At 71.9% G+C, this 21,313-nt stretch carries 20 protein-coding genes; 7 read left to right on the top strand and 13 right to left on the bottom strand.

From position 1 onward, the window contains the following. The first annotated feature begins 35 nt into the window (after positions 1-35). The 3 genes from panB to JXZ78_RS26430 all read left to right on the top strand — a co-directional run bounded on the left by panB (position 36) and on the right by JXZ78_RS26430 (position 3,055). Positions 36-968: a 3-methyl-2-oxobutanoate hydroxymethyltransferase gene (gene panB, locus JXZ78_RS26440; protein WP_030019812.1), complete on the top strand. Its 933-nt coding sequence runs from the start codon at positions 36-38 to the stop codon at positions 966-968. Between the two features lie 192 nt (positions 969-1,160). Continuing rightward, positions 1,161-2,216, top strand: a complete 1,056-nt coding sequence (locus tag JXZ78_RS26435; protein WP_030019811.1) for an ATP-binding cassette domain-containing protein — start codon at positions 1,161-1,163, stop codon at positions 2,214-2,216. Beyond that, on the top strand, positions 2,213-3,055 hold the full coding sequence (locus JXZ78_RS26430) for an ABC transporter permease (protein ID WP_030019810.1): 843 nt from the start codon (positions 2,213-2,215) through the stop codon (positions 3,053-3,055). The genes JXZ78_RS26435 and JXZ78_RS26430 overlap by 4 nt, the downstream gene beginning before the upstream one ends. 33 nt (positions 3,056-3,088) lie before the next feature. On the opposite strand, the gene JXZ78_RS26425 is transcribed toward JXZ78_RS26430, so the two are convergent. After that, a complete protein-coding gene (locus JXZ78_RS26425; RefSeq protein WP_050502413.1) occupies positions 3,089-6,688 on the bottom strand; it encodes an AfsR/SARP family transcriptional regulator in 3,600 nt (1,199 codons plus the stop codon). Positions 6,689-6,717: 29 nt separating this feature from the next. Continuing rightward, a complete protein-coding gene (locus JXZ78_RS26420) occupies positions 6,718-7,269 on the bottom strand; it encodes a DUF6578 domain-containing protein (RefSeq protein WP_030019808.1) in 552 nt (183 codons plus the stop codon). A gap of 156 nt (positions 7,270-7,425) precedes the next feature. Between JXZ78_RS26420 and JXZ78_RS26415 the strand changes: the two genes are divergently transcribed. Next, positions 7,426-8,214: a site-2 protease family protein gene (locus tag JXZ78_RS26415; protein WP_030019807.1), complete on the top strand. Its 789-nt coding sequence runs from the start codon at positions 7,426-7,428 to the stop codon at positions 8,212-8,214. A gap of 59 nt (positions 8,215-8,273) precedes the next feature. Here JXZ78_RS26415 and JXZ78_RS26410 read toward each other — a convergent pair whose 3' ends face one another. The 3 genes from JXZ78_RS26410 to JXZ78_RS26400 all read right to left on the bottom strand — a co-directional run bounded on the left by JXZ78_RS26410 (position 8,274) and on the right by JXZ78_RS26400 (position 11,090). Continuing rightward, positions 8,274-9,290, bottom strand: coding sequence for a methyltransferase domain-containing protein (locus tag JXZ78_RS26410; protein ID WP_308281063.1), 1,017 nt, complete (start codon positions 9,288-9,290; stop codon positions 8,274-8,276). 149 nt (positions 9,291-9,439) lie between these two features. Then, complete coding sequence (locus JXZ78_RS26405; protein ID WP_033037592.1) at positions 9,440-9,754, bottom strand: hypothetical protein; 315 nt, start codon at positions 9,752-9,754, stop codon at positions 9,440-9,442. Positions 9,755-9,848: 94 nt separating this feature from the next. Beyond that, a complete protein-coding gene (locus tag JXZ78_RS26400) occupies positions 9,849-11,090 on the bottom strand; it encodes a helix-turn-helix domain-containing protein (RefSeq protein ID WP_030019805.1) in 1,242 nt (413 codons plus the stop codon). Between the two features lie 170 nt (positions 11,091-11,260). Here JXZ78_RS26400 and JXZ78_RS26395 point away from each other — a divergent pair, with 170 nt between their 5' ends. After that, positions 11,261-12,175: an NsdA family TPR-like regulatory protein gene (locus JXZ78_RS26395; protein WP_030019804.1), complete on the top strand. Its 915-nt coding sequence runs from the start codon at positions 11,261-11,263 to the stop codon at positions 12,173-12,175. A 70-nt stretch (positions 12,176-12,245) separates the two neighbouring features. Here JXZ78_RS26395 and JXZ78_RS26390 read toward each other — a convergent pair whose 3' ends face one another. The 7 genes from JXZ78_RS26390 to JXZ78_RS26360 form a co-directional block, all read right to left on the bottom strand. Continuing rightward, on the bottom strand, positions 12,246-12,443 hold the full coding sequence (locus tag JXZ78_RS26390; RefSeq protein WP_030019803.1) for a hypothetical protein: 198 nt from the start codon (positions 12,441-12,443) through the stop codon (positions 12,246-12,248). Between the two features lie 192 nt (positions 12,444-12,635). Next, the gene (locus JXZ78_RS26385) at positions 12,636-12,941 is read right to left on the bottom strand and encodes a hypothetical protein (RefSeq protein WP_030019802.1); all 306 of its coding nucleotides are present in this window, start codon (positions 12,939-12,941) and stop codon (positions 12,636-12,638) included. 202 nt (positions 12,942-13,143) lie between these two features. Then, positions 13,144-13,893 carry an NADPH-dependent F420 reductase gene (gene npdG, locus JXZ78_RS26380; protein WP_030019801.1) on the bottom strand — a complete coding sequence of 250 codons (750 nt, stop codon included), beginning with the start codon at positions 13,891-13,893 and terminating at the stop codon, positions 13,144-13,146. A gap of 13 nt (positions 13,894-13,906) precedes the next feature. After that, positions 13,907-14,884, bottom strand: a complete 978-nt coding sequence (locus JXZ78_RS26375) for a carbohydrate ABC transporter permease (protein ID WP_078624206.1) — start codon at positions 14,882-14,884, stop codon at positions 13,907-13,909. Beyond that, on the bottom strand, positions 14,881-15,888 hold the full coding sequence (locus JXZ78_RS26370) for a carbohydrate ABC transporter permease (protein WP_372498445.1): 1,008 nt from the start codon (positions 15,886-15,888) through the stop codon (positions 14,881-14,883). Before JXZ78_RS26370 ends, JXZ78_RS26375 begins: the two co-directional genes overlap by 4 nt. After that, entirely contained in the window at positions 15,885-17,267 is a 1,383-nt protein-coding gene (locus JXZ78_RS26365; protein ID WP_050502407.1) for an ABC transporter substrate-binding protein, read from the bottom strand. The genes JXZ78_RS26370 and JXZ78_RS26365 overlap by 4 nt, the downstream gene beginning before the upstream one ends. Further along, a complete protein-coding gene (locus JXZ78_RS26360; RefSeq protein ID WP_030019797.1) occupies positions 17,264-18,445 on the bottom strand; it encodes a sialidase family protein in 1,182 nt (393 codons plus the stop codon). The genes JXZ78_RS26365 and JXZ78_RS26360 overlap by 4 nt, the downstream gene beginning before the upstream one ends. 338 nt (positions 18,446-18,783) lie before the next feature. Here JXZ78_RS26360 and JXZ78_RS26355 point away from each other — a divergent pair, with 338 nt between their 5' ends. Next, positions 18,784-20,022, top strand: a complete 1,239-nt coding sequence (locus tag JXZ78_RS26355) for an MFS transporter (protein ID WP_238783394.1) — start codon at positions 18,784-18,786, stop codon at positions 20,020-20,022. 20 nt (positions 20,023-20,042) lie between these two features. On the opposite strand, the gene JXZ78_RS26350 is transcribed toward JXZ78_RS26355, so the two are convergent. After that, entirely contained in the window at positions 20,043-20,282 is a 240-nt protein-coding gene (locus JXZ78_RS26350) for a hypothetical protein (protein WP_030019795.1), read from the bottom strand. Positions 20,283-20,349: 67 nt separating this feature from the next. On the opposite strand from JXZ78_RS26350, the gene map reads away from it, so the two are divergent. Continuing rightward, positions 20,350-21,207: a type I methionyl aminopeptidase gene (gene map / locus JXZ78_RS26345; RefSeq protein ID WP_030019794.1), complete on the top strand. Its 858-nt coding sequence runs from the start codon at positions 20,350-20,352 to the stop codon at positions 21,205-21,207. Positions 21,208-21,313 lie beyond the last annotated feature (106 nt).

Raw genomic sequence — 21,313 nt, 5'->3', positions numbered from 1 at the left:
AGGGCGCTTCGAGATGACGAACAGGAGCCGTCGCCATGACGCAGCTTTCGCCTGCCCAGAATCCGCCCGCGGACGGGACGCCCGCACCCAAGACACCCGCACCCGGCGGACCCGCCGCCAAGCCCGCGTCCGACAGCAGCAAGAAGGCGCTGTACGGAGGGAAGAGCTCGCGCCGCGTGACCGTGCGCGACATCGCCGCCGCCAAGGAGCGCGGCGAGAAGTGGCCCATGCTCACCGCCTACGACGCGATGACCGCGTCCGTCTTCGACGAGGCCGGCATCCCGGTGCTGCTGGTCGGCGACTCGATGGGCAACTGCCACCTCGGGTACGAGTCCACCGTGCCGGTCACGATGGACGAGATCACGATGCTGTCCGCGGCCGTCGTCCGCGGCACCGAGCGCGCCCTGATCGTCGCCGACCTGCCCTTCGGCGCCTTCCAGGAGAGCCCGGTCCAGGCCCTGCGCAACGCCACCCGCCTGGTCAAGGAGGCCGGTGTGGGCGCGGTCAAGCTGGAGGGCGGCGAGCGTTCCGCCCACCAGGTCGAGCTGCTGGTCTCCTCCGGCATCCCGGTCATGGCCCACGTCGGCCTGACGCCGCAGTCCGTCAACGCGTACGGGGGCTACCCGGTGCAGGGCCGCGGCGAGGAGGCGGCCCAGCAACTGCTGCGCGACGCCAAGGCCGTGCAGGACGCGGGGGCCTTCTCCGTCGTCCTGGAAGCCGTGCCGGCCGAGCTGGCCGCCGAGGTCACCCGCTCGCTGCACATCCCCACGGTGGGCATCGGCGCCGGCATCGGCTGCGACGCCCAGGTCCTGGTCTGGACGGACATGGCCGGTCTGACCAGTGGCCATGTGCCCCGCTTCGTCAAGCAGTACGCGAATCTGCGCGAGGTCCTGGGCAGCGCGGCCAAGGACTTCGCGGAAGAGGTCGTCGGCGGCACGTTCCCGGCGCAGGAGCACAGCTTCCGCTGACGGGACTCCGGTGGCGGCGTCTTCCCGGCGCCGCCGCCGGTACGCCGCCGGTACGCCGCCGATCCACCGTCGGTCCGCCGCCGACCCGCCGCCAGCCCGCCGCCTTCGGCCCTGCACGGCCCCGCACCGCTCCCACCTGGGCTGTCGGTCAGCTGTCGGTCGTTTGTCAGTGGGGCCTGCCATCGTGGGGGCATGACGCGAAAGACGACATCCAACGGCGCGGGGAACGCCGTCGAAGTGCGGGGGCTGGTCAAGCACTTCGGCGAGGTGAAGGCCGTGGACGGGGTGGATCTCGATGTACGGGAAGGCACCGTGCTCGGCGTGCTCGGGCCGAACGGCGCGGGCAAGACGACGCTGGTCCGCTGCCTGTCCACCCTGCTGGTCCCGGACGCCGGCACGGCGACCGTGGCGGGCTTCGACGTGGTGCGCCAGCCGCGTGCGCTGCGCCGCACCATCGGCCTCACCGGGCAGTACGCCTCGGTCGACGAGAAGCTCTCCGGCCGGGAGAACCTGTACATGATCGGCCGGCTGCTGGACCTCTCCCGCAAGGACGCCCGCGCGCGGGCCGACGAGCTGCTGGAGCGGTTCTCCCTCACCGAGGCCGCCGGCCGGGCCGCCGCCAAGTACTCCGGCGGTATGCGCCGCCGCCTGGACCTGGCCGCCTCGATGATCGGCCGGCCCGCGGTGCTGTATCTGGACGAGCCGACCACCGGCCTCGACCCCCGCACCCGCAACGAGGTCTGGGACGAGGTCCGCAGCATGGTGCGGGACGGCGCGACGGTCCTGCTCACCACCCAGTACATGGAAGAGGCCGAGCAGCTGGCCCATGAGCTGACGGTCATCGACCGCGGCCGGGTCATCGCCGAGGGCGAGGTCGACGAGCTGAAGACCAAGGTCGGCGGCCGTACGCTCCAGATACGCCCGGCGCGGCGCGACGAGCTGGACCGCATGGTCGGCGCCATCGCGCAGGCCGGCCTGGACGGCGTCGCGGGCGCCACCGCCGACCACGAGGACGGCGTGGTCAACGTGCCGATCGTCAGCGACGAGCAGCTGTCCGCCGTGGTCGGCATGCTCGGCGAGCGGGGCTTCACGATCTCCGGCATCAACACCCACCTGCCCAGCCTGGACGAGGTGTTCCTGGCCATCACCGGCCAGAAGACCTCGGAGGCCGGCAGCGGCGGCCCCGAGGACGGGCCGCGGGACCAGCAGGACGTTCAGGACAAGCAGTTCGAGGAGGTTCCGGCATGAGTGCCGCGACGGTGGCGGCGCCGGGCAGGCCGCAGCGGCCGGGTGCCGACGAGGGCCGGATCGGCCCGCGGGCCCATCTGCGTCACACGGGCGCCCTGGTGCGCCGCAACGCGATGCAGATCAAGAACGACCCGGAGTCGATGTTCGACGCCCTGTTGATGCCGATCGTCTTCACGCTGCTGTTCGTGTACGTCTTCGGCGGCGCGATGGGCGGCAGCCTGGGCGGCGACCGTTCCGCGTACGTGAACTACATCATCCCCGGTCTGCTGGCGATGGGCGGTCTGAACATCGCCATGTCGGTCGGTTCCGGTGTCAACGACGACTTCAACAAGGGGGTGATGGACCGCTTCCGCACGATGCCGATCGCCCGCTCCTCGGTGCTGACGGCGAAGATGCTCGTGGAGTCGGGGCGGATGCTGGTCTCCACCGTCATCCTGCTGTCGCTGGCGTTCCTGATCGGTTTCGACCTGCGGACCGGCCCGCTGGAGCTGCTGGCGGCCGTCGCCCTGGCGCTGCTCTTCGGCTCCTCGCTGACCTGGATCTTCATGCTGCTCGGGCTGACCATGAAGACGCCGCAGGCGGTGCAGGGAGTGGGCTTCATGGTGCTGATGCCGCTGCAGTTCGGCTCCTCCATATTCGCCCCGCCCACGACGATGCCGGGCTGGATGGAGGCGTTCACCAAGATCAACCCGCTGTCGAACCTGGCGGACGCGGCCCGGGCCCTGATGAACGGCCAGGGCGCGGTCGCCCACCCCGTACTGATCACCCTGGCCTGGACCGCCGGCATCACCCTGGTCTTCGCGCCCCTCGCGGTGAACAAGTTCCGCAAGAAGACCTGAGAATCCTGACGCGTCACCTTCGCCCGGCTCGCGTCAGATGAGGGCGGTGGCCTCTTCGAGAGAGAGGCCGCCGCCTTCGGCGTACGCCCGTTCGTAGGCGGCGTCGTCGCCGAGCGCCGCGCGCGCCTCCGCCTCGGCCGCCGCCCGGTCCTTCCGGATGATCCGCTGCGGCCGGTGCGAGCGGGAGCGGAGCGCGTCGTACGCGCCGATCAGCCGGGCCGCGTCCGGGCCGCCGGCCGCCGCGCCCCGTACGCCCAGCAGCGCCCGCGCCCCGGTCAGGAGTTGGATCACCGGCAGGTCGGGCGCGACGATCTGCGTCAGTTCGTCCTGGAACAGCTCCATGGCCGACCGGATCCGGGGCAGCATGTCGGCGGCGTACTTCCCCTCCTCGATGTCCAGGGAGACCAGGGACATGGCCAGCACGCCCTTGAACATCTCCGGCCCGCGCTGGCCGAACGCCTTGCGCACCTCCTCCAGATGACCGCGCGCTTCCTGGAGCCGGCCCGCGCACGTGAGGTGCATCGCGAGCGTCAGATGGGCGAACGACACCGCGTCCCGGCCGCTGTTTCGCTCCTTCGCCCGCTCCAGCACCTCGTACAGCAGCCGCTCGCCGGCCGCTTCGTCGTCGTCCTCGATCAGCACGCTGCCCAGCCGGGTCTGGAGCAGCAGCACCTGGCTGCGCGCCCCGAGCTCCTCGGCGTAGCGGATGGCCGCCCGGTAGTCCTCGGCGGCGAGCGCGTACTCGCCGCGCCCCTCACGCGACTCGCCGCGCCCCGCGATGGCCTCCGCCGCGCCCCACGCGTCCCCGAGCCGCACGAAGATCTCCAGGGATTCGTCGGCGTCCCTGCGGGCCTGGGACAGGCCGTCCGGCCGGTCGTTGAAGATCTTGGAACGCAGCTGGAGGACGAAGGCCAGCTCCCACGCGTAGCCGTACTCCCGGCAGGCGCGTACCGCGTCCTCCGTCATCTGCGCCAGCTCGTCGAACCGGCCCGTCAGCAGCACCGCGTAGTACCACATCACGCCCGGCAGCTTGCAGGTCTGCGGCAGACCGCTGCGGTAGGCGGCCAGGATGCCGGTCAGCTCGTCCCGCAGCTCCCGCTTGCGCAGCACCTCGATGTCGCTCTCGACGCTGGCCAGCCCGACCAGCCGGGCCTCGCGGCGCGCCTCCTTCAGCTGTTCGGGGTCCATCGGCGGCGGCGCGTCGATGGGCCGGGCGTGCAGCACGGGCGCCGGTTCGACGGGCAGCGCGAAGGGGTCGGGGCCGAGGGCCGCCACGGCGGTCGACCAGGCGCGGGCGTCGGCGCGGTGGTCGCGCAACGTCCAGAACCACTGGAGCGAGAGCAGCAGGCACAGAGCCTCGTGCTCGTCGTGGGCGGCGACGGCCCGGCGCAGCGCGGTGCGCAGGTTGTCGTGTTCCAGCTCCAGCCGGTCCAGCCAGGCGCGCTGCTCGGGGCCGCGCAGCAACGGGTCCGCGTTACGGGCGAGTTCGCGGTAGGCGACCAGGTGACGCCGTTCGGTCGCGGGCCGCTCCCCCGCCTCGTCCAGGCGCTCACCGGCGTACTCCGAGACGGTCTCCAGCAGCCGGTAGCGCATCCGCCCGTCGCCGTCCTGGGCCGCGACCACCAGCGACTTGTCGATCAGCGAGCCGAGCAGGACGGCCACGTCGCGGGGCGCCACCCGGGTCCGGGAGCCCGCCATGCCACCCCGCCTGTCCGCCCCTTCCAGCCCGTCCGCCCCGTCCGGCCCGTCCGGCCCGTCCGCCCCTTCCAACCCCTTCGGCCCGTCCCCGCAGACCTCCTCCGCGATGTCCAGATCACAGCCGCCGGAGAAGACCGACAGCCGGCGCAGCACGGCTCGTTCGGTGGCGTCGAGCAGGTCCCAGGACCAGTCCACCACCGCACGCAGCGTCTGCTGCCTGGGCAGTACGGTGCGGCTCCCGCTGGTCAGCAGCCGGAACCGGTCGTCCAGCCGGTCGGCCAACTGGCGCGGGCCGAGCAACCGCAGCCGGGCGGCGGCCAGTTCGATGGCGAGCGGCAGCCCGTCGAGCCGCCGGCAGATCTCGGCACAGGCGACCGGGTCGTCCTCGACACGGAACCCGGGCCGCGCGGCGGCCCCCCGGTCGGCCAGCAGCCGCAGCGCGACCGGGTCGGGCAGCGGTTCCACCGGCCGCACCGCCTCCCCCGGCACGGCCAGCGGCTCCCGGCTGGTGGCCAGCACCGTGACGCCGGGGCACTCGGTCAGCAGCCGGTCGGCCAGGTCGGCGGCGGCGCCGATCACATGCTCGCAGTTGTCGAGGACCAGGAGCATCCGCCGGTGCTCGCAGAACTCGGCGAGCTGGGCCATCGGGTCGTGCGCCGACCGGTCGGAGGCGGCGCGCAGTTCCTCGGCGGTGGTGCCGCGCAGCACGGTCTCGCGCGCCCCGAGAGCGGTGAGCACCGCCTCCGGAACGGTCTGCGGGTCGTCCACGGGCGCCAGCTCCGCGAACCACACCCCGTCCGTCCAGGCGTCCGGCGCCGCGGCCGCAGCCGTCTCGGCGCTCTCCTGCGAGAGCCGCGTCTTACCCGCGCCGCCGGGGCCCAGCAGGGTCACCAGGCGGTGGGCGGCCAGGTCGGCGCGGATCGCGGCCAGGTCGTCCTCCCGGCCCACGAAGGAGGTCGGCCGCGACCGCAGGTTGCCAGGCCGGGCGCCGACCCCATTACGGGCTCCGGCCCCCGCTGACGGGCTCACGGCCGTCTCCATGCCCCGCCGACCGGCACGTCCACCACCGGAACCCGAAGCCGCCATGCCTGAAGCCGGTACGCCCGAAGCCGGCACGTCCAAAGCCGACGCACCCGAAGCCGGCCCGCCCGCTTCCGCCGCCTCCGCTTCCGCCACCCCTGCTCCCGCCACCTCCGCCCGCCCCGCGGAAGCACCCTCCCCCCGCAGCAACTCCCCATGCAGGCCCCGCAGTTCGAGGCCGGGCTCGACACCCAGTCGATCGACGAGGGCAGCCCGCACCGAGGCGTACGCGTCGAGCGCCTCCGCCGTGCGGCCAGCGGCTCGCAGGGCGCGCAGGCGCAGGGCCTGGAGCGGCTCGTCCAGCGGATGGTCCGCGCACAGGGACGCCAGCGCGGGCAGCGCCTGGCCGGGACGCCCGAGGGCGACCTCCGCGGCGAGCCGGTTGCGGCGGGCGTCCAGGTGGCCGCGCTCGGCGCGCGCCGCCTCGCCCGCCGCCTCCGGGAGGTCGGCCAGCGCCGGGCCGCGCCAGAGCGCGAGGGCGTCGTCGAGCAGCACGGCGGCCTTGACCGGATCGGCGCCGTCCAGGGCCTGCGCCCCTTCGGCGGCCAGCTCCTCGAAACGGTGCAGGTCCACGTCGGACGGGTCGGCGCACAGCCGGTACCCGCCGTGTACGGAGGCGATCGCGTCCCGGCCCACGGACCGGCGCAGCCGCGCGATCAGGGCCTGCAACGCGCCGTTCGCGTCGGCGGGCGGCTCCGGGCCCCAGACGTCCGCGATCAGCAGGTCGGCGGTGAGCGCGCGCCCGGGCCGCAGCGCGAGCGCCGTGAGCAGTGCGCGCAGACGCGAGCCACCGAGGGCGACGGGCGTGCCGTCGCTCCGGTGGGCCTGGGTGGTGCCGAGGATTCCGTAGCGCACCGGCCCATTGTCCTGTACGGGCGGCCGCTTCACGCGCCACGCTCCGCACACGCCACGTCGATCTCGACGACGACGCCGCGCTCGACCCGCCGATAAGCCCCCTCGCTCCGGCTCTCCCCGCCACCACCCGGCCCCGTACGCGCCCTCCCGCCGTCCAGTCCCGTATGCGCCCTCCCAGCGCCCGGCCCCGTACGCGCCCTCCCGCCCCGATCTCCCACACCATCCGGGACACGGTCGGAGAACCGCTTCGGGCACCGCTCGACCGGCCGCAGCCACCGCTCACCGGGCACCGGCTCAGCCCCCCGGTATCCCACGATCGCCACGTGGATCGACCGGACCCGCCCCGTGATCCGGGGCGCGCCGTACCTCTTGTCCGCCGCGTCGCCGTGCAACGTGACCGTCCGCAGCAGTCCCCGCTCGTCCAGGCAGTCCGCCCAGACCGCCGCGTCCGCCTCCGGAACGCTCTCGAAGACCAGCGGCCACGCGACCTCGTCCCCCACCGAGAACGCCGTGCCACAGCACTCCATCTCCCAGTCGCGGTGGAACACCCGCACCGTCCGTACCGCGTCCGTATCCGTCATGGGCCCAGACTGCCCGGAACCTCCCGCCCGCCGCCTATCGTTTTCCGTGCACGGCCGCCCCGCCCGCGGATACGGTCATGGCTGCCCGTAACGGCATCACACACCGACACGCACACCGACACCGAGCCCCACGGCAACACCCAGGAGCCCCGCACCATGACCACATCAGCCCAGCGCACCGACCGCCGCGTCAGCCCGGTCTTCCTCGCGCTCGTCGCCGTCATGGCGGTGTCGGGATGGGCCGTCTGGACGGGACGCCTCGCGGCGAGCCCCGGCTTCGCCGTCTTCCTCTTCGTGGTCTCCGGCTGGATCGTCTCGCTCTGCCTGCACGAGTACGCACACGCCCGCACGGCGCTGCACAGCGGCGACATCTCCATCGGCGCCAAGGGGTACCTCACCCTCAACCCCCTCAAGTACACCCACGCGCTGCTCAGCATCGTGCTGCCGGTGATCTTCGTGATCATGGGCGGCATCGGCCTGCCGGGCGGCGCGGTCTTCATCGAACGCGGCCGCATCCGGGGCCGCTGGCGGCACAGCCTGATCTCGGCGGCCGGTCCCCTCACGAACATCCTCTTCGCGGCCGTCGTCTCCGCCCCCTTCTGGCTGGGCGCGATGGACGGCGTCCCGCAGCAGTTCCGCTTCGCCCTCGCGTTCCTGGCCCTCCTCCAGGTCACGGCCGCCATCCTCAACTTCGTCCCGGTCCCCGGCCTGGACGGCTACGGCGTCATCGAACCCTGGCTCTCGTACAAGATCCGCCGCCAGGTCGAGCCCATCGCCCCGTTCGGCCTGCTCGCCGTCTTCGGCCTCCTGTGGATCCCCGGCGTCAACGCCGTCTTCTTCGACGCGGTCGACGCCATCCTGCGCGCCCTGGGCATCACCAACTGGGACACGTACTTCGGCCAGCAGCTGTTCCGCTTCTGGCAGGGGGAGCCGCAGGTGCCGTAGAGGGGCGGAGCCGGGTGCGGCGTGACCGTACGGGGCACGCCGCACCGGTCCGTACGCGGTCAGCCGGACACCGGCCGCTCCGGCGAGTCCAGCCACACCCGCTCGCCGTCACCGTCCACGGTCAGCCCGAAGCGCTCGAATCCCGGCCGCCCCTGCCGCTCCCACCAGCGGTACGCGACGACCACCTCGTCCCACAGTTTCCGGGGCCCGTACTGGTACACCTCGAATTCCCGGCGCCCCGGTACGTGGTCGACCGTCGCCCATGAGGTGACTGCCGTGTCCCGGAGCCACAGCGTGCAGGAACCGTCCGCGTACGGCTCTTTCCACGGAAAGGCGTCCGGCACCTGCACTCCGATGGCGAACATGACATGCCAGTCCCCGACTTCCTCCGGAGAAAGGGAAGTCGTACTGCGCGTTCCGTCCGCCGGCCACGCGCGGCCCCCGAGATATTCCCGTACGTGTTCGCGTCCGACGCGTTGGGCGCGGAGCCGCATGAACGCCGACGACCCCACGAACCGGCCCGCCGCCGTACCGTCCCCGGACACCGTGAGGCGGACCACCGCCTCACCTCCGTAAACCGGCCCCCAGGGAGCGACGATGACGCCACCCGACTTCGTCTGCGCGACCCACGGGCGGGGCACGCTGCCGATGGAGCACGTGGCGATCACCCGGTCGTACGGGCCGCTCCCGGCGCATCCCTCGGCCCCGTCCCCGACCACCGTGACCGGCTCGAACCCCGCCGCCTCCAGGCGCCGCCGCGCGTCCCGGGCGCTGCCTTCGTCCACCTCCACGGTCACGACATTCCCTGCCCCGACCCGGTGCGACAGCAGAGCCGCGTTCCAGCCCGTACCCGTGCCGATCTCCAACACCCGGTGGCCCTTTTCCACGCCCAACGCGTCCAGCATCGAAAAGACCATCGTCGGCATGGAATTGGAGCTGGACGGAACCCTGCCCTTCCCGGCGCCGGTATACGCCCCGTCATCCCACTGCGTGGTGATCGGCGCATCCCGATAAACGGCCGCCCACCACGTAACGGGCTCCTCGTCGCGGACCACCCTCTCGTCCTGCCGATTCATGCCACCCCGCCCGGGCCAGATCACCCCGGGCACGAACAGATGACGCGGCGCGGCCTCGTACGCGGGCAGCCAGTCACTCGTCAGCGTGCCCTTTTCCATGAGTACAGCGGCGAGCCTTTCCGGGCCCGCCGCCATGTCGTCGTGCACGGTCACCGGCCCTCCGCCGGGCCCTGGCCGTCATTCGTGTTGCCGCCCTCGTCGGAGCCGCCGCCACCGTGCTTGTTGCCGCTGTCGCTGTCGTCCTGCGGGTTGCCGCTCATCGCGGGCCAGTGGCGGGGGTGCCGCCGGATCTCGTGACTCGCTTCCACGGCCACGAAGACGAGCCCCGCGGCCCGCGCCCCGGTACGACGCTCACCCTCCGCGACGCAGCGGGCGCAGCCTTCCCTGGGGGCGGGGTCGATGTCCCCGGCGAAGGGGTCGAGCAGGTGGACGGGGCGGTCGAGGGTTCCTCGGTGTTCGTTCATGGGGACACCATGACGCGTGCGCACAGGCGCGGCCCAGACACTCCACGTAGCAGTCCGGCGCGGACGCTCACGCAGCCACCACGGGACGTGGTAGTCAGCCGTTGACCCCCAGGTGGGAGGCGAGAGTTCGCATGTCTGCGGTGAGTGTGCGCATCCGAGTCCTCAGCACCTTCTCGACCACGCGACGCGCCATCGGCTGATGCCGCATCCACTCCGGGTGTGACCGGTAGATGCCCATGAGTATCTCGGTGGCGTCATGGTGAGCACCGCTCCGGCTGTGGGCCTGGGCGACGTCCAGCCGGTAGCGGCCCCACACATTGCTGGTGGGAGTGCCGTGTGCCTTGAGGCTGTCGGGGTGGAGGGGCCCGGTGTCCGCTCGCCGCAGGACGCCCCGCGCGTCCCCCTTCAGTGACAGGTCTTCGATGACCTTGATCTCCGCCGTGGCCGGTCCGAACGGTCCCCAGTGGGTCCGGAAGTCGATATGTTCGCGGCCGATGGCCTGTGCGGCGGTGGCGGCCATTCTGCGGGCGTCCTTCGCCTCCGCCTTCCGGTTGTTGCGTACGGCAGCGGCGGCGACGCGGAGCAGCAGTTCGCCCCAGACGGCCAGCTCCTCCGGCGTCGCCTTCGAGATCCTGGGCTCCACCGCGTCGGCGGTGTCCGACGCCAGGTCTGCGCATTCGGCGAAGCGGTCCTGTCGCAGCAGGAGCCAGCACATGCCGATGACGCCGACGGCGGCTGTGGGCGTCGCTCCGATCTCCCGGGCGTCCCGGATGCCTGCGACCAGCGCTTGGTACGCCAGGTCGTACTGCCGGACCTGGGTCAAGTACTTGCCCGTAAGGAACAAGGCGCGGGCACGGGTCACCAGTGCCTGGCGCCGCTGATCATCTCCGTCGGCCGCGCGCACACTCCCTCCGGCAACGGAGAGGATGCCGGGCAGCCGGCGCGCGACCGAGTCGTAGCGGTCGGCTTGGTAGAGGGCGTGTGCTTCGTCGATGTCCTGGAGCAGCACGCCGCGGGCCACGCCTTCTTCGGGCGGCCCGGTCGCGTCGAAGAGCCCGACGGGCGGCATCAAGTGGCGGCGGAGATCCAGCAGCTGCTGGCGGCTGGGGCCGTCGTCACGTATGGGTTCGGGGCTGGCAGGCGGGGCGAACAGTGCCGCTGTGTCGACGTTCAGGGCTTCCGCGAGCTGCGCCAGCGTTTCGACGCGGGCCACGCCGCCCTGCTCCAGCTTGCGTACGGTGCCCGGGGAGACTCCGGCCGCCTCGGCCAGCCGCTCCTGGCTCCACCCCAGGCGACGGCGGTGTTTGCGGAGGTTGGACGAGATCTCCGGAGACATGGCATCACCTACCTCTGGCACCAGGGTAGGGGCTCTTGCCCGTGGTGGAGGACGGGTGGACCGAGGGCGCCTCGGTGTTCGTGCATGGGACAACCTGTCGCCGCCGCGCCACGCACAACGCCCGCCCCGTGTCGGCCTCTTGCCGGCCGCGTGTCGGCCACTATGGAGTCATGCCGGAAAACACCGGGGCTCGCGTCCGCCGCTTCCGGGGTGAGCATGCACAGGAACGTGAGGACGTTCCCGACCCCTTGCCGCTGCTGCGCCTGGACGCGACACGCGGGGCCGAGTACGTCCAGGCCATCCGTGAGGCGTCCCAGCGGCTGATCTTTCTGGACAACGAGTTGACGGGCATGCCCGTCGCCGAGGTGGCGGCGCGCACCTTCAAGAGCGTGCACAAGCGGCTGGGGCACGGCGACTACGACAGTACGTACGAGCGAGACATCAGGTCGGCGGCGAGCGAGCTGGCCGAGGTCGCCGGCTGGGTCCTCTTCGACGCCGAGCAGCACGACGCCGCTCGCCGCTTCAACCGTGAGGCGCTGTTCCTGGCCAGGCTGTCGGGTGGCCGGTCGATCAAGTTGCTCATTCTGCAGAACATGGCGATGCACGCAGGCTGGCTCGGAAGGCACCGCGAGGAGCTGGCCCAGGCGAGCCGGACGTTCGAGAAGGCGCACTCGCTGCTGGAGTGCGACGGCACGTCGGACGACCCCGCCTGGTCATGGTGGATCATGCCGAACGAGATCGACGGGCATCACGGGCACGCCCTCCAGACAGCGGGCGACCACGCGGGCGCCGTGCACTTCCTCCAGCTCTCCACGGAGCAGCGAGGCGGGCCCGTGGTCGGCCACCGGGGCATGGCCCCTGCCCGGCTGCTGGACTGCCTGCTGCACCTGCACGCATGGCGGGACGCCGAAGAGCTGGCACTCGGGACAGTGTCTACCGTCGGCGAGACCGCGTCCGCACGCACCCTGCGCCTCTTGGACGAAGCCGTACAGAACGGGCTCACCTCAGCGAAAGCCCCCTCGCGACTCCGCGACACCCTCAAGCATCTGAACGACGCCGTGCACGCGGACCCGTATGCGCTCTGATCCCTGTGCGCGTGTACGGCACATCGCTGCGCCGAGGGGGATCACCACCTGACGCGGCTACGGCAAACCCTCAGCCCGCCGCCGGTGCCCCTTCCCGCCGCTCCCGGTCCATCTTCGCCTTGCGTACGTAGAACCACGCCATGTTGCTGGAGATGCCCGCCATCAGGATCCACACGATGCCGAGCCAGCTGCCCTGGACGAAGGAGACGACGGCCGCGGCGACGGCGAGGGCGCAGACGACGAGGGCGAAGACGGCGAGGCGGGGCATGAGGTCGGCTCCTGTGCGAGGGGTATGGGGGTTTTCCTCCAGTGTCCAGTGTCCACCATGGGGGCGGAGGCGTGGCCTCAGGCCCCGGTGGCCGGGACGTACGGGCGGGGGCTCAAGGCCAGCGGGCCCAGGTGGGGAGGGCCTGGGGGGGTCCCGGGTGGGGCGGGGGCGGCCCGGCGGCCGCCCCCATGATCAGTCGGTCAGCTCTCCCGTGACGTAACGCCGCGCCTCGCGGCGTCCCGTGTAGCGGGTCCTGCGGTTGCCGGCCTTGACGTACTCCTGCCACTCCTTGCCGCAGCCGCGGCGATGGCAGCCCGCGCAGCAGGTGGAGCCGGACAGGATCATGCCGGAGTCCTCCCACCGGCAGCGGGTGTCCGCGGGCCTCCGCGCCGGGTGCGGCGGCAGGTCGCAGGGGCCGTGGCGGTGGTCGTGGACGGGGCGGGGGCCATGTTCCGCGTGGCGTATCCACAGGGGTTTCGTCTTGTCCGTACGGGACATCGCGTTCCTTCCGGAACCCGCCGCCCGTGCCCCCGGGCTGTCCGGGCGGGCGGCCGGGACAACCACCGCATGGATCACGCTCCTTCCCTCGCCCGCCGTACCGGGCGCACAGCCCTCCACGGAAGTGGACAGCCTTGCAGGATATCGAAGAGCGCTGAATACGGGCAAGGGAGGAGCGCCGGCAGGCCGGCCCGGCCCGTGGCTACACGTCCGTGAGCCGCAGCCCCGCGTGCGCCTTGTAGCGCCGGTTGGTGGAGATCAGGTTGGCGACCAGGGACTCCACCTGGTGCGCGTTGCGCAGGCGGCCGGCGAAGACGCCGCGCATGCCGGGGATGCGGGCGGCCAGGGCCTGGACCTGGTCGGTGTCGGCGCGGGACTCGCCCAGCACCATCACGTCGGTGTCGATCTCCTCGGTCTCCGGGTCCTGGAGGAGGACGGCGGAGAGGTGGTGGAAGGCGGCGGTGACCCGGGAGTCGGGGAGCAGGGCCGCGGCCTGTTCGGCGGCGCTGCCCTCCTCCGGCTTGAGCGCGTAGGCGCCCTTCTTGTCGAAGCCGAGCGGGTTGACGCAGTCGATGACGAGTTTGCCGGTCAGCTCTTCGCGGAGGAATTGGAGGGTCTTGGCGTGGCCTTCCCACGGGACCGCGACGATGACGATGTCGCTGCGCCGCGCGCATTCGGCGTTGTCCGCGCCCTCGACGCCGTGGCCCAGTTCGCCGGCGGCGGCCTGGGCGCGCTCCGCCGCGCGCGAGCCGATGATCACCTTCTGGCCGGCCCGGGCGAGCCGGTAGGCCAGGCCGCGCCCCTGGTCGCCGGTGCCGCCGAGGACGCCGACGACGAGGCCGGACACGTCGGGGAGGTCCCAGGGGTCCCTCTTGAGCGCCTTCTTGGCTTCGGTGGCGACATTCACGGGCTGCGCGCCGTTGCCGGTCGTCGCGTCGTCAGGAGTAGTCATGACAGCGATACTGTCACGCCTTCACGCTGCCCTCGGTGAGCCCCGTACGCCAGTACCGCTGCAGGACGGTCATCAGCACCATCAGCGGCAGTACGGACAGGAACGCGCCGCCCACCGTGTACTGGTACAGCTCCGGCCGGCGGTCCGCGTACCCGGTCCAGGAGGTCAGGCCGAGCTGGATCGGATACAGGTCGGAGTCGGCGAGCATGACCAGCGGCAGGAAGTAGTTGTTCCAGATGTGGACGAACTGGAAGAGGAAGACGGTGACCAGGGCCGGGGTCATCAGGCGCAGGCCCAGGCCGGCGAAGATACGGGCCTCGCCCGCGCCGTCGATGCGGGCCGCTTCCAGGAGCGCGTCGGGTACGGCGGCCGCCGCGTAGATCCGGCAGAGGTAGACGCCGAAGGGGCTCACGATGCTGGGGAGGAGCACGGCCCAGTAGGTGTTGGCGAGGCCCATGGTGCTGAAGAGGAAGTAGAGGGGGAGGGCGAGGGCCGTACCGGGGATCAGGACGCCTGCGAGGACGAGGTTGAAGACGGCCTCGCGGCCCGGGAACGGGAACTTGGCGAGCGCGTAGCCGGCCGCCGCGGAGAGCAGGGTGGCGGCGAGGGCGCCGACGCCCGCGTACAGGAGCGAGTTGGTGAACCAGCGTACGTAGATGCCGTGGTCGTAGGTGAGGACGTCCCGCAGGTGTTCCAGGGGGCGCGGGTGGGCGAACCAGAAGCCGAAGGTGCCGAAGAGGTCGGCGCTGTTCTTGGTGGCGGAGACGGTGAGCCAGTAGACGGGGGTGAGGAAGTAGAGCGCGGCGACGGTGAGGAGTGAGGCGGTGATGATGCGGTAGCGGAGGGGTGGGCGGGTGGCGGCGGCCCGGGTGGAGCGGCGTGCGGGGCGGGCAGGACTTCCGGACGGCCGTACGGAGGCGTCGCGAGCCGCGGAGGCGTCATGGCCGGAGGCGTCGTGGCCGGAGGCGTCGCGCCCGGCGGCCCGGCTCATCGGCCGCTCCCGTCGCCGCGCTGCCCGACCAGCCGCAGGAAGCCGAACGACAGCACGCAGGCGACCAGCGCCAGCAGCACCGCCTCGGCCGCCGCGATGTGCTGGTTGTTGCTGACGAACGCCTCGCTGTAGGCGTGCAGGTTGGGGGTGAAGCCGGAGTCGATGGTGGCGGCGAGGGGCCGTAGCACCATCGGTTCGGCGAACAGCTGGAGCGTGCCGATGATGCTGAACACGGTGGTCAGCACGAGCGCGGGCCGGATCAGCGGGATCTTGATGTGCCGGGCGAGGTGCCAGGCGTTCGCGCCGTCGATGCGCGCCGCCTCGTACAGCTCGTCCGGTACGGCTTTGAGCTGGGAGATCAGTACGAGCATGTTGTAGCCGGTGAACTGCCAGGTGACGATGTTGGCGATGGACCACAGGACGGTGTCGCGGGCGAGGAAGTCCACGTGCAGGCCGAGCGATCCGGCGATCTCCACGAGCGGGCTGATGCCCGGTACGTACAGGAAGCCCCACAGGATGGAGGCGATGACGCCGGGGACGCCGTACGGCAGGAAGAACGCGCTGCGGAAGAACGGGATGCCGCGCGCGCTCGCGCTCTCCAGGAGGAGGGCGAGAGCGGTCGCCAGGGCGATCATCAGCGGTATCTGTACGACACCGAAGAGCAGGACCCGGCCGAAGCCGGTCAGGAAACGGTCGTCGGCGAGCGCGTGCGCATAGTTGGCGAGGCCCGCGAAGACCTCGCGCTCCTGGCCGCCGAGGCCGAGCGGGCCGGTGCGCTCGGTGCGGTGCAGGCTCTGGTGGACGGCGTAGCCGATCGGGGCGACGAAGCAGAGGAGGAAGAGGGCGAGAAAGGGCAGGACGAAGGCGGCTGCGGCGCGGGCGTTGCGGGCTTCGGTACGGGTGAGCCGGGGGTTACGGGAGTTACGGAAGTTACGAGAGTTATGAGGGTGACGCGTGCGCTGTACGCGCCCGGTGGCGGGCCGGCCCCGGTCCGTTCCGCTCACCCGCCGCTCTCCACCTTCAGGCCCTTGCCCCGCAGGTCGGAGACGGTCTGCGCCTGTACGGCGCGGAGCACGGAGCGGAACGATCCGCCGCTGCCGAGCGCCTCGGTGAACGCGTCGCCGAGCCGCTGGTAGAGGGTGTCCACGCCCGGCCCCCACTGCCAGCTGGTGTCGACGTGCGCGCCCGCGTCCGCGAAGACCCTGCTGTACGCCTGCCCGCCGAAGAAGTCCTGGTGCACGTCGAGGTCGGCGGTGGCGTAGCCCTTCTTCGCACTCGGGAAGCCGTAGCCGCCGTCGATCAGCAGCGCGATGGACTTCGGGTCGCTGTTGAGCCACAGGGCGAAGTCCAGCGCGTCCTTGGGGTAGGAGGTTTTCGCGAAGATCGCGGTGGTCGAACCGCCCCAGTTGGCGTGCGCGTCGGCGCCCTTCCGCCACTGCGGGAGGGGCGCGGCCCGCCATTTCCCCTTGGTGCCGGGCGCGTTGCCCGCCAGCAGCGCGTCGCCCCAGCTGGCGCCGATCCAGGCCGGGATGGCGCCGGTCTGGATGTCCTTGTACCAGGCGTTCTGCCGGTCCGGGATCGTCTTGACGAGCTTGCGCCGGACCAGCGACTCCCAGTAGTCGGCGACCTTGCGGGTGGGTTCGTCGTCGATGTGCACGGTCCAGGTGTCGCCCTGGGCGGCGTACCACTTGGCGCCCGCCTGCCAGGCCAGCCCGGCGAAACGGTTGCCGTTGGCGGGAGCGAACGTCTCGATCCAGGCACCCTGCCGACGAACCGCCTTCGCCGCCTCCTCGTACTCGTCCCAGGTCTGCGGGAACTGGATGCTCCACCGGTCGAAGAGGTCCTGGCGCAGGAAGAGCCCCATCGGGCCGGACGCCTGCGGAACGGCGTAGACGCCCGTGCCGAACACCGACTGCTGCCACTGCCAGCCCACGAACCGGTCCTTGTAGCGGGCGACGCCGAGCGCGGACAGGTCCATCAGGGCGTTGTCGAGCAGGAAGCCGGGGACGACGGGGAACTCGATCTGGGCGAGGTCCGGCGGGTTCCCGGCTTTGACGGCGGCGTGCATCTTGGCGTACTGGCGGCCGTCCACGGCGGACACCGTCTCCACCTCGACCTGCACCTCGGGGTGCCCGCTGTTCCACAGGTCCACCGGCTTGTCGATGCCCGGCACCCAGGACCAGAACGACAGCGTGATCTTCTGGCCCTTCTTGCGCTCCTGCGGAGCCGCGTCGCCGTCGGCGCCGTCGCCGCACCCGGCCAGCGTGAACCCGGCGGCGGCCGCGGCGGCCCCGCCGAGCAGGGCCCGGCGGCGGAGGCGACCGGGCCCCCGGCCCTGTCCCCGGCCACTCTCCCGGCCGCTGTCGTACGTCCCGGTGCTCATACCAGCTCCTCCACGGGGATGCGGCGGAAGGTGATCGTCGAATAGGCGCTGAAGTCGCCCGTCTCGTAGAGCAGTCCGACGGTCGCCGCGTCGATCCGTACGAGGTCGGAGTAGGCGGCCGGGAGTCCGTCGACGGTGTGCGCGGGATGCCAGGTCAGACCGCGGTCACGGCTGGCCCGTACGGTCATCAGGGCGCGGGCGTCCGGGTCGGCGGGGCCGGAGAAGAGCAGCACGTCGGGCTCCCCCAGGTGCAGCACGCTGCCTTCGACGACGGGCCCGACCAGGCCGGCCTGCGGACGGAACGGCCTGATCAGGCGCTCGCCGGCGTCCGCGGGGGCGGAGTGGGCGTCGGCGCGGTTGCCGGGGGCCGGGGAGTCGTTGCGGGTGGTGAAGTAGAGGGTGCCGTCGGGGAGTTCGGCGGCGGTCGTCTCGTTGGCGTTGATGTAGCCGTTGGGGTTGCTGTCCGTGTAGCCGATGCGCCAGTTCGCGCCGCCGTCGTCGCTGAGCAGGACGTGGCCGCCGTTGTAGCGGCCCTCGGTGCCGTTGTCGCCGGAGACGGTGGGGGCGATGGAGTGGTTGGCCGGGACGACCAGGCGCCCGGCGTGCGGGCCGCGCCGGAGCTGGAGGGCGTGTCCGGGGGTGGTGGCGTACCAGCGCCAGTTGGCGCGCTTGACCTGCGCGGTGATCTCACGCGGCGGGCTCCAGGCGGCGCCGGTGTCGTCACTGTGCTGCACCCAGACGCGCCGCCCGTCGGCGGCGGACACCAGGCCGCGGCGGATGCGGTCCTCGGTGGCCGTGGCGGCGCTGCGTACGTGCACCAGCAGGACCCGGCCGCCGTCCAGCACGACCGGGGCCGGGTTGCCCACGGTGCCCGTGCCGTTGCGGGCGACGGTCTGGAGCGGGCCCCAGGTGCGGCCGCCGTCGGTGGAGCGTTTCAGCACGATGTCGATGTCACCGTGGTCGGCGGCGCTGTGCACCCGGCCCTCGGCGAAGGCGAGCAGGACGCCGGGGTCGGTGGCGGTGCCGGGACCGGGATCGGTGGCGGTGCCGGAACCGGATCCGGGACCGGTGGCGGTGTCGTCGAAAGCCGCGGGGCCGGTGCTGACCACGGCCGGGATGCGGAAGCTCGCGTAACCCTCGGACCCGGCACGGAACGGAACGGAAGTCTGGTGAGCCATGGGTCCTCCCCCGGCAGACCGGACGTAGGACGTCCTCTGTCAGCGTGACCATAGGGAGCCCCCAACTGGCCGTCAAGGCACGGCACACGGATGGCGCGGGCCGCCACCCGACTGCGTCGCCACGGCACGCACGGCACCGGAAAGCCGCCTTCCGGACACCTGGCGTCCACCCCGTCCGGCCGCTGTCCGCCCGGAATTCCGTTGCCCGCCGCCCCGGCGCCGCCGCACGATGGTGCGTTGTGACCGAAGAAGATTCTTCCCCTCCGCAGCGTTCCCGCCGGGCCGCCGCCCTGCTCCCCGACCTGGCGCCGTGGCGCTCCTCCGCCGACTTCCGCCGGATGTGGTGCGCGGGCGCGGTGACCGTGTTCGGGTCGTTCCTCACCCTCGTCGCCGTGCCGTTCCAGCTCAAGGAGCTGACGGGTTCGACGCTCGCGGTCGGCGCGGTGGGCGCGGTGGAGATCGTGCCGCTGATCGTCTTCGGCCTGTACGGCGGTGCGCTCGCCGACGCCATGGACCGCCGCAAGCTCATCCTGTGGACCGAGGCGGCCCTCGGGCTGCTGTCGGTGCTGCTGCTGGTCAACAGCCTGTTGCCGGACCCGCTGATCTGGCCGCTGTACGTGATCGTGGCGGCGACCAGCGCGCTGACCGGGCTCCAGCGCCCGGCCCTCGACTCGATCGTGCCGCGCATCGTCCCGCACGAGCAGCTGCCCGCCGCGTCCGCGCTGAACGCTTTGCGCTGGCAGATCGGCGCCATCGCCGGGCCGGCGCTGGCCGGTGTGCTGCTGGCGTACGCGGGGCTGCGATGGGCGTACGCGATCGACGCCGTCACATACGCGATATCCGTGCTGCTCGCGGTCGGGCTGGCGGCCTCCCCCGCCTCGCACGACGCCGAGAAGCCGTCGCTGCGCGGCATCTGGGAGGGCGCGCGCTACGCCTGGAACCGCAAGGAACTGCTCGGTACGTACGCCGTCGACCTGACCGCCATGCTCTTCGCGTTCCCGATGGCGATCTTCCCGTTCCTGGCGGACGACCTGGGCGCGCCGTGGGCGCTCGGCCTGATGTATGCGGCGCTGCCTGCTGGATCCTGCCTGGTCAGCCTGACCAGCGGCTGGACCTCACGGGTGCACCGGCACGGTCGGGCGGTGCTGTACGCGGCGGCGGCCTGGGGGCTGGCGATGACCGCGGCGGGCTGGGCGTCGAACGTCTGGCTGGTGCTGCTGAGCCTGGCCGCGGCCGGGGCGTGCGACATGGTCAGCGGCATCTTCCGGTCCGCCATGTGGAACCAGACCATCCCCGACGAGCTGCGCGGCCGGCTGGCCGGCATCGAGCTGCTGTCGTACTCGGTCGGGCCGCAGCTCGGCCAGGTCCGCTCGGGCGGTATGGCGGCCGTCACGTCCGTACGGACGTCGGTGTGGGCGGGCGGCGTGCTGTGCGTGGCCGGGGTGGTGGGGCTGGCCGCGGCGCTCCCGAAGCTGCTGGCGTACGACGCGCGGACGAACGAGCACGCGGTGCGGATGCGTGAGATCCGTACGGCGCGAGCGGAGGCGGAGCGGACGGAGCCGACCCCGGCGGCGTGACCGGGGCCGGGGCCCCGCCCCTACTCCTGGCTCTTCCCCTGCCCCGGGCCCTGCCCTTTCTCGTGCCAGCGGGGGTCCGTCTCCCACTCCACATTGCGTTCGCGGGCGGTCTCCATCGCGTGGGCCGCCTCCTCGCGCGTCGCGTACGGGCCGAAGCGGTCGGCGGCGCGGCACTCGGGGCCCTCTTCGACCGTTCCGTGCTTGAGGCAGTAGTACCACTCGCCGGCCTTGCCGGCCGTCCGCCTCTTGAACAGCGCCATCACGGCCTCCTGTCTGCGACACCTGTGCCGCCATCCTGCCCGATGGGCCACGGATACACTCGCTGGCATGTCTGGCCAGTCGCTTCTTGTCCCGGGGACGATCTCCCCCACCCGCCCCGTCCCCGCCTCCGTCCCGCGCCCCGAGTACGTGGGCAAGTCCGCGCCCACCCCCTATACGGGCCCCGAGGTGCAGGACGCGGAAACGATCGAGCGGATGCGCATCGCGGGGCGGATCGCCGCCCAGGCGATGGAGGAGGCCGCCAAGCTGATCGCTCCGGGTGTGACCACCGACGAACTGGACCGGGTCGCCCATGAGTTCATGTGCGACCACGGCGCCTACCCCTCCACCCTCGGCTACCGCGGCTTCCCGAAGTCCCTGTGCTCCTCGGTCAACGAGGTCATCTGCCACGGCATCCCGGACTCGACCGTCCTGAAGGACGGCGACATCGTGAACCTGGACGTGACCGCGTACATCAACGGCGTGCACGGCGACAACAACGCCACGTACCTGTGCGGCGACGTGGACGAGGAGTCCAAGCTCCTGGTGGAGCGGACCCGCGAGTCCCTGAACCGCGCGATCAAGGCGGTCAAGCCGGGTCGCCAGATCAACATCATCGGCCGGGTCATCGAGTCGTACGCCAAGCGCTTCGGCTACGGGGTGGTCCGTGACTTCACCGGCCACGGGATCAACTCGTCCTTCCACTCCGGACTGATCGTGCCGCACTACGACAGCCCGCACCACACCACCGACATCAAGCCCGGCATGACCTTCACCATCGAGCCGATGCTGACGCTGGGCACCCACGAGTACGACATGTGGGAGGACGGCTGGACGGTGGTGACGAAGGACCGCAGGCGCACCGCGCAGTTCGAGCACACCCTCGTCGTCACGGAGACCGGCGCGGAGATCCTCACTCTCCCGTAGCGCTCGGCGCCCGTAGCACTCGCCGCCCAGGCCCCCGCGGACCCCGCTTCCGTGCCGCGGGGGCTTTCGTCGCGGGGTTTTTACCGACATGATGTCGGGTAGGTTG

The sequence above is a fragment of the Streptomyces monomycini genome (assembly GCF_022271435.1).
In the GTDB taxonomy this organism is placed as follows: domain Bacteria; phylum Actinomycetota; class Actinomycetes; order Streptomycetales; family Streptomycetaceae; genus Streptomyces; species Streptomyces monomycini.
Note: the sequence above shows the minus strand (reverse complement) of the source record. Positions and strands in the feature narration are given on the sequence as shown.